The organism is Clostridium acetobutylicum ATCC 824, assembly GCF_000008765.1.
GTDB classification, from domain to species: domain Bacteria; phylum Bacillota; class Clostridia; order Clostridiales; family Clostridiaceae; genus Clostridium_S; species Clostridium_S acetobutylicum.
Map to the genome: position 1 here is coordinate 119502 of NC_001988.2, position 17964 is coordinate 137465.

A 17964-nucleotide genomic window follows, 5' to 3' on the forward strand; every position below is an offset into this window, starting at 1 on the left:
CCTCTTTATCTATGCTATCTTAATTATATCCTAAAGCAGATAAGTTTACTAAAATGAACTAAACTTGAAATAATCAAAGTCTGCATAACCACTGGTATCAGAACCTGTAGTGTAATTGAATAAAGCAAATCTATACCCTACAAACCATAATTTATAAAAGAAATCCATTTTTAAAGTGCTTCCAAGCTGTGTCCAGCTGTTACCATTGTAACTATAATAGAATTTTGCAGTTTGCGCATTACAATCAGTACTTACCTTAAGATACACTATATTATTAGTAAGATTAATAGCAGTTTCTGATCCTGTAACATTGTATTGAACAAGCTTCTTTGTTCCATTATCGTTTCTAACTCCTATATATCCATATTTACTATGGAAAGCAGATAATCCTGAAATCTGACCAGGTTTGATGTTAGTTGTATCTAGCTTAACCCAACCTGAAGAAGCTGGTCCTTGTATCCTCTGTGTAAGAGTATTTCTTGCTTGAAGAAAATCCTTAGAATAGCTTGTTTTAAGTCTCATCCAACCTGGACGTTCAGAGGTAGTCCATTTTGAATTATCTGGATTGTGATTCCACTGCCACTGAGAAAGTACATACCCCTGAGAGGTAAAGTCATCATCAGTTCCAGGCGATTTTATCCCATTTCCTGCTGCAGGTTTATTATATATATTTGGTACTGTGGCACTTCCATTTACACCTATCATAGGCCAATTGTTTACCCAAGTAACTGGAGCAAGCTTTGGTATACGACCAACTGCCCCTTTATCCTCAAATAACATTGCCCAATTGTAGCTGCCATCATCAACCACACAAACTTGATGATTTGCACCATCATCTAAAATTATAGTTTGCTCATAAGGGCCTGTAAGACTTTTTGATCTCCAAGCCTTTTCTATACGCTGATAAGCTCCATTTCCCTTTATAGGTGTTGAAAGTATATAATAGTATCCATTTTTCTTAAAAATTCTATTTCCATCATGACTAGGACCACCATCAAAAATTTTCTGATTTATTCCTCCATATTTAACAGACTTACAATCTGGAGTTAGTTCTGTTACATTACACCCTCCATTTATAAGATATACTCTTCCATCAGTATCAAAGAAAAGATCTGCATCATGAGCATAGCCTATACCTGAAATTGCTGTAAAAGTCCAACCACCAAAGCCCATTGGACCAGTTTTTGTACATACAAATGTTTTTCCTAAATCAAGAGAGGCAAATGTAGCGTAAAAAGTACCGTTATGATACTTTAAACTTGGAGCCCAACAGCCTTTTGAGTATACGTTTTCTCCACCTACTAAATTGTAGGCATCTGCATGTGTTTTATCAATTCCACTCATTCCTGTATCTATACGATCAAAGGCATAAGAACAAATTTCCCAGTTTACAAGATCCTGTGATTTTAGAATAGGCAGGCCTGGCATATAATTTATACTAGAACATGCCATATAATAGGTTGAACCTACTTTAATAACAGAATTATCTGGATAATCTGCATACATAACAGGATTTTGATAAGTTCCATTGCCTAAATCTGAAGTGTAGGCTTTAGCTAAAAATGATTTTGCTGCTACTGCCATACATATTAATACTGCTATACAACCTAATTTCTTAAATGAAAATTTTCTTTTTTTTAACATAATAATCTACTCACTCTCCTTTAAAAATAAAAGCTCATACTCAAAGTATTCTTATCTAGTTGATACAGTTTTTGTACCATTAAACTTCCACCAATTAACATTAAATAAATAACCATTTCCTCCAGTAAATTTTAGATATAAATCATGTATACCTTTCGCTCCGCTTACATTACAAGAATTAGTAACCCAAGATTGCCAACCACCAGTACTATTAACATGGCAAGTTCCAATAAGTGTTCCTGATGGACTATCAAGATGAAGTTCAATGTTTCCTCCATTAGTTGCTGAAGCTACTCTTGCATTAAAGGAAGCTGCACCAGAATCAAAGTTTACACCTTTTACTTTTATCCAGCTGTTATTTTGTATATTACATACATCCATTCCACCTTCACTGCACTTTTCAGTCTTAACATTTGATTCCCAGCAAATTGTTTCAGCTTCATTTTGGGTGTATGGATTTAAATTACCAATACCAGAAACACCTGTAGTCGTCATATTTATTGTAGGAAACGTACCATCGGCATTATATTTAAATTGCTCAATACACACTGAACGTGTAAATCCACTACCTCCAGGCAAAGCACCATTATGATAAAAGAAATAAGAATTCCCTTTAAAATCGATTACACCTGGATGATTTGTAAAACTGCGACCCTGAGAAGGCATAATTACTCCTTTATAATACCATGGTCCAGTAGGACTTTTGCTTGTGGAATAAGAAATATATTCAGGTATACCGCCAGCTGCATACACCATATAGTACATTCCATTTCGCTTATAAAACCATGGACCTTCTTCATATAAAGTTGGCCTACTAGAATTTCCTTTACGCACTCCAAAGCCTGCTGTAGTTAAAGGCACTTGTACAATCTTTCCTGAATATGAAATCATATCTTGATTTAGTTTAACATAATAAAGATTAGGGTTGCCCCAATATAAATAAGCTTGACCATCATTATCTATAAACACTGTAGGATCAATATCTCCTGTACCAGTATAAGCTAAAGGATGTCCAAGAGCATCAACAAAAGGTCCAGTAGGACTATTTGATACTGCAACACCTATTGCCATTCCACCACTTTTTTGAGTTACCGGAACATAATAGTAGAACTTTCCATTCCTAGGAATACACTGACCAGCCCATGCATCACCTTTTGCCCAGCTAAATGTATTGTAAGCTAATGGTGAGCCATTATCCGTCCAATTAACCATGTCTGTTGAGGAATAACATCGCCAATCTTTCATAGTGTACCAAGTTGACCCATCTTCATCATGACCAGTGTACAAATAACAAGTACCGTTATATACCATTGGAGCAGGATCAGTAGTATAAAGAGTTTGCACTACTGGGTTATCTGCATGACATGCTACTGGAGAAACTAGAGCGAAAGCAAGTGAAAAGGCCATTATATAAGACGCTTTTTTCATATAATTCCCTCCTTAAAGTTTTACTTATACATTAAGGGGTACAAAGTTTAAAAAAACAATGACCCCTTAATTTCATAACATTACTTTATATTGTATATTGATTAATGACTAGCTAAATAAGATCTTAACCATTTAAGAGCTGGACGTTCAGTACCATTTGAATTAACTAAATAAGTACCACTATTCCAAGTTTGACCTTGCATATATCCCCATATAGTTACACCTTTTACATTAGGGTTTTGATATAAAACAGGGAATTTTTGTTGATATCTAGCAAGCTGAGTAGCATCATTACCTGTCATATCAAGTTCTGATACGTATATTGGTAAACCTGTTTTAGATAAAGTGCTTAAAACAGAGTTCATTGTACCTACAGAAACGTTATCCATATTGAAGTAATGACATTGAATTCCTATTCCATCAATTAAACCTTTGCTTTTAAGAACATTTATGATTTTAACATAATTAGCTGCTGCATTAGGATCGCCTATTATGCCATATTCATTAATTAAAAGTTTTGAATGAGGGAAGGCTTTTCTTGCCTGCTGATAAGACCATACAATCCAGTCATAACCAGTAGAACCACTTCCGCCTAAGGCATTTTTATAAGAAGGTTGAGTGTGCAGTGGTTCATTTACAACATCAACAAAAGCTGAACCAGAATATCTTTTACCTGCAGCTGCAATCCATTTTGATACTTCAGATCTTTGATCTTGAGGTGAAAGATTTGACATCCAATTAGGCTGCTGACTTCCCCATACTAAATTATGAAATTTGAATGGCATGTTTTTACTTCTGGCATAATTATAAATAAGATCTGCACTTCCCCAGTTATAATTGCCACGACTATATTCAATTGCACCCCACTTAGTTGCATTTTCTGGTGTAACCTGGTTCCAGTAGTTACTAAAATTATTTGGAACATTACCTGCTATAATATTTCCTACAAATTTGCTGTGTGACATTGCAGCTTTAGCAGTTCCCACACCTGAAATTGAAAGGGCAAGACCTAAAGCTAAGACTCCTGTACATATTTTTGCTAACTTTGATTTTAACATATTATCACTCCTTAACATTTTTTTAATTTTAAATATTACACGGCTGTTAGAAAGTCTAAGCCGCCTGCGTTACTAAGTGTTAACGTGATACATAAACACGATATCCACTGGTATTGTTTGTTCCTGGTATTGATACGTTAATGGTTCCATTAGATACAGTATATCTTTTTGAGAAAACTGTATTTGTACCATTTACAGGAGTATCCTTACCATTCCAATCTACCTTTTCTACTTTGACAGTGGCACTAGAACCAATAAAGGCTGGGATATTTTTAATATTTACATTAACAGTTCCATCATTAACTCCACCTAAAAGTACGCTTATATATTTCGCATTTGAATCAACACAAGCAAAACCATCTGCTAGATTGCTATTATCATTTTGAGGTATTACATTAACCATGTTACCTGTCATATCACCATACCATTTATAAAACCACCATCCAGCACCCTTTTGAGTGTCAGATGCCATAAGACTTCCAAGTCTTCCCGGTGCATTTGTCCACCACCAAGAAATGCAAGCAGAATCTACTTTGTTACGTTCGAATTTTGCAATAAAAGGTGCTGATGCGCCTGGTTGTCCTTCTGCATAATGATTGCTATCAGAATATTCATTTATTGCAATCTTCCTTTCTGGTATTCCTAGTGATCTTTCTAATGTTTTCAAATCTCTAATGTTCCCAGAAATATTTTGACTTCCTCCAAGTTCATGCCAGCAAATTACATCGGGGAGGCAGTTATTTGCTCTGCAGAAATTAAGAAAAGCATTCATATTATAATGATTATAGTAAGAATAAGATGGTCCTATAATCTGAGAGTTCGGATCTAAACGGCGTATTAATTTATAAGTTTGAAGCCACATATCATTAAAGCTAACATTATTATTTTTAAAGGTACCATCTGGTTCGTTCCATATTTCATAGCCATAAAAATTCGAATATCCGGAAGCCTTTTTTTGATTGATTACACTAGTAACTTTACCAAGCCAATCATTCATATTTGTAAAACCATACGGCCACCTAGGAAATATATCTGCTAACCTAATCATAACTTTTCCGGTGGTATTTTTAAGTCTTCCAGCTGTAGGAATAGCAGCACCAATAGGTTGCTGATGGTTAAAACCTGCCAAAGCTGGATTTGTGAAAACATTTGGTTTTAGTGGTGCAACAAATTGGTTAATATCAAATGGCTTACTTTCTGTAACTCCATAAAGAGAACCACTAGCACAATGTGTTACCCCTCTAAGCGTAGCCCTACAATCCACAGTCAAAGTAGTTGCTGCAAATGCTTTAGATTGAAACGCTCCGCTTAATGATAAAATAGTTGTTAAGATTAATGTACTACTAATAAATCTTTTTTTCATAATTAAACCTTCTCCTTCTGCTTGTGAATGGTAAATAATCATAGAAAATGCAACTACAGATAAAACTATTTTTTTAATCTTTAAGCCACCTTAGTTGTTAGTAGGCTCAAATACCCATAATTGATTAGCATTTCCTCCATAAGTCCACTGACATACATTAGTGCCATCAGCAGTTCCAAAGTTATAATCATCTAATACCTTAGATCCATTACTACTCTTAGTTGCAACAGAATATTGACCATTTTTAGAAGAAGCTTTTACAGCAAATTTTTGTGAATCTCCGCTGTATGCATTAAAAATTTGAATATTACTTCCATCCTTATTTTCACCATAGCTAACATCCAGCATATAGTTACCTAAAGCATTTTTTAAAGTAATATAACCATCTCCTGTATTTGTTAAATACCATTTTTGTCCAGCAACTCCTGAACCTGAACCAAGCTCAACATTTTGTCCTGCTTTTCCTGTATTATTTGCAACTTGAAGGTATTTTTGAGCATTAATATTTTTAATGTAGTACCATCCATTATTTAAAGTTACAGTACTTCCAGGAGTAGGATTAGTTGTAGGGTTAGTTGTAGGCTTAGTAGAATTTAAATCTGCTACAAATGTAGTTACACTTTGAGCTGGAAGTGATGCATTGAATCTTCCATTAGCTGCATTTATATTAGAATTTGTTTTAGCCATATTTAATGTTCCTGAAGTTACCCATGAAGACACATTAGATACCGTACTATTTTGTATATTAAAGCTTTGATTTACTGGATATGTTCCTTTGTTTATTGCAACAATAACCACTTTATTATTTCCTGTGTAGGCTGACACATAAACATTACCTACTGGATTTTTTGTTGCATCAACTCTTACATATCCAGGACGAACAAACTTGGAGAAATGGGCCATCATGTAGCCACGTTTACTTATAGCACCATTCTCTTTGATCAATCCATAGGATCTTCTTATATACCACCATACATACGCTTGGAAATCGCCTTCTACCATAGCATTGTTTATATGATTTGCAACCTCTAACGCTTCAGGCCAGCGATCTGCTGAATTAGCATCACTGTTTGGAACATACACTTCTGTCATCCAAAGATCTTTTCCTGCTGCTTTTTGTTTAAAAAGTGGATAAGGAAAATCTTTAACTTGAGTACCATAAGTGTGAGTCCCAAGGATATCCATGTTCGCAAGAGCTTTTGGATCATTTAATATAGGATCGTACATGTTTTTTTGATAAGAAAATGACTCAGGTGACATTACCCTGCAGTTAATACTTCCTGCATAGTCTCTCATAAAACGAAGTACTTCCTGTGGTGTCCACCAAGTCCAATCGCGCCCATAATCAGGCTCATTTTGTACAGAAATAGCATACAAATTAACACCATTATTCTTCATATATGATACAAAATCATTAAGATATTTAGCATAGTCACCATATTTATCATATCTAAGGCGTTTTGCTTTTTCACCATTTCTATTAAAGGTTTCTGTCATAGAACTTGGAGGGTTCCAAGGCGTAGCAAAGACTATCGATCCATGTGCAATAGCACTTTTAGCTGTTGGTAACTCTTTATACCAATTGTTCTTATTATCATCTACAAATATTCTTACTACAGAAAGACCTAGTTGATTATTTCCATTTCCAAAGGCTGTTTCTCTTTGAGCTGCTGTCAAATCACCAGCCCAAGCTACAGAATTCATTCCTCCAAAACCACGAATTACTTGCTTTTTTGAGGCTAAATTAACCATAACATTTGAAGCTGCTTTAATGGATGTAAATCCATCTGTAAATGGTAAACAAATCATAGAAAATGTAACTACAGATAAAACTATTTTTTTTATTTTGTTTTTCAAGCTTTAAGCCCTCCCTTTAGTTGTTAGTAGGCTCAAATGCCCATAATTGATTAGCATTTCCTCCATAAGTCCACTGACATACATTAGTGCCATCAGCAGTTCCAAAGTTATAGTCATCTAATACCTTAGTTCCATTACTGCTCTTAGTTGAAACAAAATATTGACCATCTTTAGAAGAAGCTTTTACAGAAAATTTTTGTGCATCTCCGCTGTATGCATTAAAGATTTGAATATTACTTCCATCCTTATTTTCACCATAGCTAACATCAAGCATATAGTTACCTAAAGCACTTTTTAAAGTAACATAACCATCTCCTGTATTTGTTAAATACCATTTTTGTCCAGCAGCTCCTGAACCTGAACCAAGCTCAACATTTTGTCCTGCTTTTCCTGTATTACTTGCAACTTGAAGATATTTTTGTGCATTAATATTTTTAATGTAGTACCATCCATTATTTAAAGTTACAGTACTTCCAGGAGTAGGATTAGTTGTAGGGTCAGTTGTAGGATTAGTAGAATTTAAATCTGCTACAAATGTAGTTACACTTTGAGCTGGAAGTGATGCATTGAATCTTCCATTAGCTGCACTTATATTAGAATTTGTTTTAGCCATATTTAATGTTCCTGAACTTACCCATGAAGACACGTTAGACACTGTACTATTTTGTACATTAAAGCTTTGATTTACTGGGTATGTTCCTTGATTTATTGCAACGATAACTACTTTATTATTTCCTGTATATGCTGATACATAGACATTTGATTGAGGACTATTTGTAGCATCAACTCTAGAGTAACCATTTCCGATGAATTTTGAGAACTGACCCATTACATATGTTTTCTTATAAGTCTCATTAGTTCTAGTATTATATAATCCATTTTGATCTCCAGATATCCACCAATATACATAAGCATTCATATTTCCAATTGTCATGCAATCATGAATTTCTTTAGCTAATTTTACACATGTACCTGGATCATTGCCTTCAAGATAGTGTTCAGTCATCCAGATGTCTTTTCCCTTATTACGTGCTAAAGGGTAATCTCTAATAGGAGATCCATATAGATGTCCTCCAATGATTGAAACATACTGAGCAGTAGTAGGATCATTAAGAGTTGGATCTGACATTGCTGGGTTAAAACCTAATGATTCAGGCATAATTATTTTAATAGTACTAGATAAGCTAGCTCCATATTGTTTAAGGAAATCATGGAACTGTTGTGCTGTCCAAGTACAAGCATCATAATCAGGTGCCCAATCTGGCTCATTTTGAAGAGATAATGCATATAAAGGTGCTCCATTATCAGACATATATTTCACGAAAGTTTTTAAATAAGCTGCATAAGCTGCATAGGAAGAAGGCTTTAAGGATCCTTTATTAGCACCTGTTGTTGTATTATTAGTCTTCATTGAAGCTGGTGGTGTCCATGGAGTTGCAAAAACAATACCTCCTCTTGCACGTACTTTTTTTGCATTAGAAAGCTCATCAGCCCATGCCCTATAATCTCCTCTGTTCCAGCCTTCATTTGGAGCAATACGTACTCTCAAAATATCGAGACCTGCATTTTTATAAAGGGTATCCATGCAAGTATCGCTAAGAGCTCCGCACCATGCACTTGATGCACCAAATCCTCTAATAGTTTGATGTTTAGCTGCTACATTTATTGTTGCATCATTTGATGCTGCTTTAACAGAAGAGCCTGTACCTACAAAAGGCAAGCATGTCATAGAAAAAGCCACCAAAGATATTAACGTTCTTTTTAATTTAATATTCATTTTTAATCCTCCGTATTTTAATTATTAGTAGGTTCAAATACCCACATTTGATTGTTATTTCCTCCATAAGTCCACTGACATACATTAGTACCATCAGCAGTTCCAAAGTTGTAATCATCTAATACCTTAGATCCATTACTACTCTTAGTTGCAACAGAATATTGACCATTTTTAGAAGAAGCTTTTACAGAAAATTTTTGTGAATCTCCGCTGTATGCATTAAAAATTTGAATATTGCTTCCATCCTTATTTTCACCATAGCTAACGTCTAGCATATAGTTACCTAAGGCACTTTTTAAAGTAACATACCCATCTTCTGTATTTGTTAAATACCACTTTTGTCCGGCAGCTCCCGAGCCTGAACCAAGCTCAACATTTTGTCTTGCCTTTCCTGTATTGCTTGCAACTTGAAGATACTTTTGAGCATTTACATTTTTAATGTAATACCAGCCATTATTTAAAGTTACAGTACTTCCAGGCGTAGGATTAGTTGTAGGGTCAGTTGTAGGATTAGTAGGATTAGTACCATTAGCGCTAAACTGCCAATAGTCAAAATTAAATAAATTTTTACTACTATTTCCTGTAAACTTAAAGAAGATATTGTGAACACCGCTAACGCTCTTTACGTTACATTGCATCTCTTTCCACTGCTGCTCCCCACCTGTAGGGCTTACGTTGAGTGTACCAATGAGTTGTCCATCCGCACTATCTAGATGTATTTCTATCTTACCTCCTACAGTTGATGCAACATTTGCTTTAAAGGATGCGGCTCCACTTCCAAAATCAGCTTTTGATACAGCAAGCCAATCTCCATTGTTTATACTTGTAACATCAAGATTATTACTGCTCACCATACTTCCTGGTGCAGTACATTTTTGAGTCGAAATACCTCCATTCCAACCAATTGTTTCTGCTTCAGTTCTCTTATATGGATTAAGATTAGCCACTTGAGCTACACCCTGCATATCCTCTATAACGTTATTCATAAGCCCATTTGGAGAATATGAAACTTTGTTAATCATAGGAGAACGATATCCTTTTGTAATTCCCATAGCTTTTCCAAGAGTTTGAGCATGGTACACTACATACCACTGATTGTTAAATTGGAAAACAGCATGATGATTATTACCACCTACTCCAAAGTAAGTTCCTGGGTTCTTAAGAAAAGTACCCTTATAAGTAAATGGTCCCATAGGACTGTTACTTGTCATGTAAGCAATATCACCTTGAGGTGGAGTTCCATTTGGATGATTTCCTGAGAAATTAGAACAATAGGAATAATAGTATTTACCATTGTATTTATGGATACCCGAATCTTCAAACATAAATGGAGAATCGATTGTAGCTGCACTTCCAGTAGTATGAATCATATCACCATTTAATTTCATAACTCTAGCTGTTTTAGGATTTGCAATTTGGCCCTGTGATGGATTATTACCTCCTGGTATACCTCCACCAAAATACAAGTATCCTGTTCCATCGTCGTCTACTAGTACTGCAGGATCAAATAGCCAAGCAACACCGTTAACTCCAGGGGTACTTCCTGTGATCATAGGTTTGCCAAGAGGATCTATCCATGGTCCTACTGGACTGTCTGCTGTTAAGACACCAATACTTCCTGCATTGTTTGCAAAATAAAGGAAGAACTTATCTCTACCATTTATAACCTTATGTGTAACTGATGGCGCCCAAGAATTAGTTGCCCATTTTGCCGCACCATTTGGACCTGCTACTGGGATTTCACCATTATCAGTCCAGTTAACCATATCATCAGAAGATATAACACTTATTGTCTTAATATTGCTATAGTCATTGTTAATTATATTTCCTCTGTTATCATACTCAAAGGCGTCACTTGACATATAAACATATACCCTGCCGTTATAAACCATAGCAAATGGATCTGCTCCAAACTTCTGTGTAATAAGTGGATTAGAATATCCCGGAACCTTTGCAAGAGCATTTGTAACACCAGTTGATTGGGCTAAAACATCATTTACATTGAAATTTAGTAGATTCGATTTTGTGTGTGCTCCATTTGTTTTAATTACACTTGCATATACATTAGACTTAGCAAATCCAATACCGCAAATTAGTGCAAACGTTAACAGAAATGCATTTGACTTTTTAAACATTATTTTTTCCCCCTTTTATAAATTAATGTTTTATGAAGTCTACCTAAAAGACTTGTAATTATAATCATAGTTATCAATAAATTTTCATCTTTCGGTTTTTATTTCAAGTATTTCTCATATTATGATATCTTTACTTAAAAAATTTCTTTTACCATTTTTTTGTGTTATTATATATGTTAACCATGATTATATATATTATGTTAAATCTAAAAGGTTTCAATCGCAATGTGCATGTACTTAAACTAAAACTTTTAATATTTATGCATGTGCACAAAAGTATAAAGAACAATTATTATGAATTGTTAAAACAGGAGGTAACCTATGGGTATATTAATTAATAGCATTATAGATAAACTCAAACAATATAAACCCAAAAGTTATATTAACAACAAAAATATAACAACTATTGAATCTGTAAAATATCTAGATAACAATATTAAGTATTTTCACTCAAACACACTGTATGTTGGTGAATTATCAAAGTTCGCAGTAAGTAATCTAATCTTGCACCAAACTAATTTCTTAATTATTTCTAAACTTCAAATGCCATTTCCTATTAAAACCAATAAGAACATAAACATAGTTCTTATAAATGAAGATTTTACATTATCTATGTTCAACAAGATTCTAGATATTTTTTTTCAATATCAAAATATAGATACTAATTCTTTAAGACTACTAGAGGTACTTTCCAAAAACACTGGTTTACAAAACATTATTAATAGTGCCTCAAAGCTTCTTGGAAATCCTGCTTATATCAGCAACACAAACTTTAAAATTCTATCATTTACAGAAGGCATTAAATTAGATCACCCCTTATGGCAAGACGTTGCATTAAAGGGCTATCAGCAATATGAAAGTTTGCAAAGTCTTCTAACTGATGCAATATTAGATGCAAAAATACCAATTTATTTTAAATCAACAAACAATAAAAATAGATATACTATTGATTATAGTAATAATAGAGAAGGTAAGTTAAGACCAAATTCTAAATCTATTATATATAAAGAAAATAATAAATTTACTATATCTCGAATATGGTCAAACATATATGCGGGCAACAAGCTTTTAGGTCAATTTATAGTACTTGAAGCCTTTAAGCCATTTACAGAGAGTGATATAAGGTTAATCAAACTTTTAAGTAATGCAATTTCAATAGAACTTCAAAAACATAAATACTATGAGAGCACAAATATAACCAATGAAGAATTGCTACTATTACAACTACTTGATGGTAAAATAGTTAACCGTGAAGCTCTTGATGAAAACATTAAATTTGCACATTGTACCTTTAAATATCCTCTTAACCTTATAGGAATCATTAATAAAAATTCTATCTCATACATTCAGTTCAGCTACATAAAAACCTTTTTTAAAAAGATATTTCATGATTCTATCTGTGTTTTGTATAAAGGAAATATAGTTATAGTCGCTAGCTATGTCCAGGATAAAACCTTGTATGAGACTTGCTTTAAAAAATTAAATAAGGTTTTAAAAGATCTAGACATGCTTTGTGGAATTAGTCGTCCATTCTATAATTTACTTGACATTAATAAATACTATAATCAGTCACTTAAATCAATAGAACTCGGACGTCATTTAACTAATAATAAATTTATTTTTTTCTATGATTCCTATATTTTGCAGCATATCTTTTCTCTATGCTCCAGTGAAGAATCCCTTAAAGATTTTTGTCACCCTTCAATCTTTAAACTTATCACCTATGATAGTGTGTATAAAACAGATTACCTAAAGAACCTATATTTATATGTAATGAATTTTAAAAACCAGTCAAAGCTTGCAGAATTAATGCATGTACATAGAAATACTCTACACTACAGAATTTCTAAAATAGAAGAAATAATGAATGTGGACTTAAATAATGTAGATGAATTTTTTAGCATTTATTTATCCCTAAAGATACTAGAATACCTTGGTGAATGCTTAATATGAGTTGAATAACAAAAATAGTGCCCTCTAATTAAGAAGGCACTATTCTTCAGTAACATTTTATTACATTACTTTTTCTATAAAAACCTTTAATGCATCTTTCCAATACCTCATATCATCTCCAACTGCTAAACTTAAATTTTTATTTTCTAAAGATGAATAGGATGGTCTTTTAGCTTGTCTTTTATATTCATTTGAAGAGCATGGCTTTATAACACTAGGTATATTACTTAATTTTATTATTTCACATGCAAAATCGTACCATGAACACTCTCCATGCCCCGAACAATTGTAAACTCCATACTTATCTGTAACTATCAATTTTAATATATGATAAACTATATCCTCAACATTTGTTGGATTTCCTCTTTGATCATTCACAACAGTTACAACTTCTTTTTCTTTCGCCAGCTCCATTATTGTGTACACAAAATTTTTACCCTTATACCCATATACCCAAGCTGGCCTTACTATGAAATATTTTGAAGAAAACTCTTTTACAAAATCATCACCCATTTTTTTACTTTTACCATAGACACTTTGAGGCGATGCTTTGTCCTCATCCTTAAAAGGTGTATTTCCTTCACCGCTGAAAACATAATCTGATGAAATATGTACTAATTTAGCTCCTATCTCTTCTGCTGCAATAGCCAAATTTTTAGCTCCAAAAGCATTTACCTCAAACGCTTTCTTTTCGTTTGTTTCACAGGCATCTACATTTGTGTAGGCAGCAGCATTTACAACTACGTCAGGTCTAATTTTACTTATAACACTTTTTACCACATAAAAAATACTAAAACAAATATAAGCACCTAAAGATTCACTTTTAATACTTACAAATAATGGTTAATTACAATTCATTATTCAATAACATATTTATATTACAACCTTTTCAATGTAAAATTAATACCCTCATTACATAATTGACCTATTATTACATTTAATGTACTATTTATATAACAAATAACTTACTTTGGAGGATTATATAATGAAAATACATTTAAAACGATTAATACCTATAATTTGTTTTTTTATAATATGCTTGGTAATATTTTTAAAATTTATTTATAGTAATTCACCCGAAAAAGCAGTATCCCTTTATAATAAAAAATACAATTATAACAACAATAAAATCCTAAAAAAATCAACTATAAATGAACATTCAAAATTATTTATTTCAATTGATAATACAACTATATACATAGATATTATAAATAGTAATTTTTTAAATCATTGGAAGGTAACTACTAGATTCAGCATTAATGATATATATAATCATCAAATTAACAGATGTGAATGGGATACATTAAGATACAGTCCTCAAGTAGGATATAAAGGAATTTACTTTGGTATAATTAATGATAATCATGTAAAGAGGGTGACTATAAACAATAAGAACTGTACAGTAGAAAAATTAAAGCCTAATTTATATTTATGGTATCGCTTTGATAATCCTACTGGTTTCAAACTTAAAATTACAAATTAATACTATGTATACAAAAAGTACACAGCCATTTAAGTAGCTATGTACTTTTGAAATTTTCAAATTAATTTGATTTAACAGTTGTTCCGCTTTTAGTAATGTTATATTTAAGTACTATATCAAGTTAAATCACTGTATATTAGAAATATAATTTATTATTTAACAATAATACCTTACATATTAACCGAGAATATAAATGTACTAAAACCCTACAATATTAATTAAGCTTTATCTTTAATGTAATAAGACTAATTACTACTATAAAACTAGCAAAAACAATCCAAATGGCCTCATAACCATCTATAGAAAGTAGCCAACCGGAAAATAAGCTGCCAAGACCTCCACCTCCAAAAAGCCCCAAGCCTATTAAACCTGATGGTAAACCAGTATTTTCTGGATTAACATCAAAAGCCAAGGTAGCTAGAGTAGACTGAATACATATATACCCAAATCCAAGAAAAACCGTTGCAACTAAGGCAATTTCCCAATAATGAAAAAAGTATAAGGATAATGCTGTTATAAGTGCAAAACCTTCTCCTAAAAGTATTATGTTTTTTTTGCCATATCTCTTACTAAGCTTTCCTACCTTTGTTCCTCCAATAAGACAAGCAAATCCATAAAACATTATTAATACTCCACACTCTAAATAATCTAAATGCATAACATCATGCAGAAATGACCCTAAATAGGAATATAGTCCAAGTAGTAAAAATCCTGATATTAAGGCTAAGGGAAATATTTTCCTTCCTGCAGGTGTGCATATTGCAATTTTAGTTTGAAGAAAAAAGTTATTCTGTTTGCAATTAAATGATATCTTCTTTGAATCACTAGATAAGCCTTTTATTAAAATTATATCCGAAATAGCTGCAACCACAGCAAAAAAAACGAATGCACCTCGCCAACTAATGTATTTAGTTATTAATCCGCCTAAACCTGCGCTCAAGCCTTGTCCTAAAAAAACAATTCCCATAAATCTTCCCACATATATTTGTCTCTCTAGTTTTGGAATTGTATCTCCAATTAGACCTAAAGATACTGCAATAATGCCTGCAGCAAAAAAGCCTGTTATTATACGGAATAAGCATAACAGTGGTAGGGCCCTAACAAACGCACTTCCCGCAGTTCCTATAGCTAATCCTCCTACTATAATTTTCAGCACACTTGCCTTGCTCCATCTGTCACTAAAAAATCCATAAACCGGTTGCATAACTCCATAAGGAATCATATACGAAGTCAATATAATTCCAGCAGTGGAAACTGATATGCTTAATTCTGATGCAATTGGTTGAAGCGCTGGTGAAACAAACCAATTATCAGCAGCTGATACAAACCCTGCAAGCCCCAATATTAAAATCAAATTATTGTACTTTAGATTACTGTTGTTTATAGTTGTATTCATTTTAAAACTCCCTTTTAAATTTATATACATTTAAACAAGTAACTTCAATTACCATTATGGTATCACATTCTATATAAATAGAACAATATTTAACTCTATTAAAACAACCATATAAAAGGAGCTGTAGCACTAAAAATTAGTACCACAGCCCCTTTTATATTAAAAATCCGTATAATCATCATCCATATCTTCTTTTGAAATATGACTTTCAACTTCTTTGAAATCAACAATCTTACCCTCTTTTAAAAGATCATCTTCACTATCTAAAGATTCTTTTACTAACTTAATATTATCTAATTTGGATAATATTAAGTTAACATTATCTGATAGTAAGTCTAATTTAGATACAATTTTTTGGTTACTTAAATCCTTTTTTACAAGTTCAATAATATATGGCGTAAGCCTTCTGGATTTAGCCTTTTCATTTAATAAATCATATATTTCCTTTGGCATTGCTTCGGCATTTAATACCATACGTGGTTTTCTTTTATCATTACTCATTTTTTTCACTAGATTTATTTTTAGTAACTTCTGAAATAGAAAGAAGTTCTAATGCTGTAAGATTAATTGTTCTAGAGGTAGGTTTAAATACTTCTGAAGTATCATTTTCAAGCAAATCATCTAGAAATATATGGTTCTCTTCTGCCACTTTTTCGGTAACAAATTTTAGTAGTGTTTTTTTAATATATGGCTTTAATACCGGTGACTCTCCTCCAAAATACACAAACTTTAAAAGTCTATCAGTTTCTTTAAATGTATTAAATATTACTGGTACAAGTTTATCCGAGTAATCTTGAAGCATTTCAGTAAACTTCGAAGTAAAATCATAACTTTTTCCTGTATTAGGATCTTCTAAAATGTATTTTTGTTTTTTATAATTGTTTATTAAAAATTTTTCAATTTGCTTAATACTATAAAAATATTGCAAAACCTTCTCTTTTCTAAAAGTTTCAAGCCAACCTAAGAATGGTTCTATATCGATAACCTTAAAACTATCCCTCGCTTTAGGAGGCGTAAGTCCTTCACCTAGTTTAACACAGTCAATTGAACCTCCTCCAAAATCACAAAGGACAGTCTCGCATTTTGTAAATTTATCACTCAAATTAGCTCTAGGCAATATTTTTATAATCTTATCTTCTTGAACCATCTTATACTTTATAGCATATCGAGCAACTTCACTCTCAATTTTACATACAGAATTATTAACTTTAATTTTAATAATTCTTTCCATTCCCATGGTAAGTACTTTTACTGTATGTTCACCCAAAAAACGTGCTGCCATTTGGTTTTGTGCTACACTAAATTTAGATGCTTTTTTTAGAATCCAAATAGGAAGCATCATTTTCATGTTGTCTATTTCAACATTTATTTCTTTTTCTTCACTAGGATTTTTTAAAATAGCATAGTATGCCACAGCTCCAAGAAAATTGGCATATGGAATTATACTTGTTAATTTATCATTCATTTGATTTACATGAGTTTTAATTTCATGACCTTGGGCAAATTCTCCTACAAGATAAAATTTCTCATTTTCCTTTTCGCCAGTAGAAATCATAAGTCTATCTAGTAATTCATTTTTTTCTGTTATTGGAGAAACAAACATACCTTCAGCTTTTTTCGAAGAAATTTCAACTATATTTGTAGGAATTTCAAAGTAATATCCATCTATTAAAAAGTTTCCAGTACTATTTCCAAAATCCGCATTAAATCTTTTTATATTCATAAACTAACTCCTTTATATTGAAATAAGTTATACTTAAGTATCAGTTAATTTAATATTATCATAGTTTTTAGTAAACGTAAATAAAATTACTCTTATTAAGTGTTACTTAAGTAACATTTAATAATGATATATAAAAAAAGAGCATCG

13 protein-coding genes are annotated in these 17964 nt (G+C 32.4%); 2 read left to right on the forward strand and 11 right to left on the reverse strand.

Annotation, left to right across the window (positions count from 1 at the left end; all coding sequences use genetic code 11):
* Nucleotides 1-48 precede the first annotated feature (48 nt).
* The 7 genes from CA_RS19780 to CA_RS19810 form a co-directional block, all read right to left on the reverse strand.
* Nucleotides 49-1644 (reverse strand): glycoside hydrolase family 43 protein, encoded by a 1596-nt coding sequence (locus CA_RS19780; protein WP_010890798.1) that lies wholly within the window; start codon nt 1642-1644, stop codon nt 49-51.
* Nucleotides 1645-1695: 51 nt separating this feature from the next.
* Entirely contained in the window at nt 1696-3072 is a 1377-nt protein-coding gene (locus CA_RS19785) for a glycoside hydrolase family 43 protein (protein WP_010890799.1), read from the reverse strand.
* A gap of 101 nt (nt 3073-3173) precedes the next feature.
* A complete protein-coding gene (locus CA_RS19790) occupies nt 3174-4130 on the reverse strand; it encodes an endo-1,4-beta-xylanase (protein WP_010890800.1) in 957 nt (318 codons plus the stop codon).
* A gap of 79 nt (nt 4131-4209) precedes the next feature.
* The gene (locus CA_RS19795) at nt 4210-5493 is read right to left on the reverse strand and encodes a beta-xylosidase (RefSeq protein WP_010890801.1); all 1284 of its coding nucleotides are present in this window, start codon (nt 5491-5493) and stop codon (nt 4210-4212) included.
* A gap of 90 nt (nt 5494-5583) precedes the next feature.
* A complete protein-coding gene (locus CA_RS19800) occupies nt 5584-7350 on the reverse strand; it encodes an RICIN domain-containing protein (RefSeq protein WP_010890802.1) in 1767 nt (588 codons plus the stop codon).
* A gap of 16 nt (nt 7351-7366) precedes the next feature.
* Nucleotides 7367-9127: an RICIN domain-containing protein gene (locus tag CA_RS19805; RefSeq protein ID WP_010890803.1), complete on the reverse strand. Its 1761-nt coding sequence runs from the start codon at nt 9125-9127 to the stop codon at nt 7367-7369.
* A 17-nt stretch (nt 9128-9144) separates the two neighbouring features.
* Nucleotides 9145-11262 carry a carbohydrate-binding protein gene (locus tag CA_RS19810; protein ID WP_010890804.1) on the reverse strand — a complete coding sequence of 706 codons (2118 nt, stop codon included), beginning with the start codon at nt 11260-11262 and terminating at the stop codon, nt 9145-9147.
* A 321-nt stretch (nt 11263-11583) separates the two neighbouring features.
* Here CA_RS19810 and CA_RS19815 point away from each other — a divergent pair, with 321 nt between their 5' ends.
* A complete protein-coding gene (locus CA_RS19815) occupies nt 11584-13215 on the forward strand; it encodes a PucR family transcriptional regulator (protein ID WP_010890805.1) in 1632 nt (543 codons plus the stop codon).
* A 60-nt stretch (nt 13216-13275) separates the two neighbouring features.
* Here the strand turns inward: CA_RS19815 and rfbD are convergent, their stop codons facing one another.
* On the reverse strand, nt 13276-13995 hold the full coding sequence (gene rfbD / locus CA_RS19820; RefSeq protein WP_010890806.1) for a dTDP-4-dehydrorhamnose reductase: 720 nt from the start codon (nt 13993-13995) through the stop codon (nt 13276-13278).
* Nucleotides 13996-14200: 205 nt separating this feature from the next.
* Between rfbD and CA_RS19825 the strand changes: the two genes are divergently transcribed.
* Nucleotides 14201-14698, forward strand: a complete 498-nt coding sequence (locus CA_RS19825) for a hypothetical protein (RefSeq protein WP_010890807.1) — start codon at nt 14201-14203, stop codon at nt 14696-14698.
* 214 nt (nt 14699-14912) lie between these two features.
* Here the strand turns inward: CA_RS19825 and CA_RS19830 are convergent, their stop codons facing one another.
* The 3 genes from CA_RS19830 to CA_RS19840 all read right to left on the reverse strand — a co-directional run bounded on the left by CA_RS19830 (nt 14913) and on the right by CA_RS19840 (nt 17817).
* Complete coding sequence (locus CA_RS19830) at nt 14913-16094, reverse strand: MFS transporter (RefSeq protein ID WP_010890808.1); 1182 nt, start codon at nt 16092-16094, stop codon at nt 14913-14915.
* 159 nt (nt 16095-16253) lie between these two features.
* Entirely contained in the window at nt 16254-16595 is a 342-nt protein-coding gene (locus tag CA_RS19835) for a hypothetical protein (protein WP_010890809.1), read from the reverse strand.
* A complete protein-coding gene (locus CA_RS19840) occupies nt 16588-17817 on the reverse strand; it encodes a ParM/StbA family protein (protein ID WP_010890810.1) in 1230 nt (409 codons plus the stop codon). Before CA_RS19840 ends, CA_RS19835 begins: the two co-directional genes overlap by 8 nt.
* Nucleotides 17818-17964 lie beyond the last annotated feature (147 nt).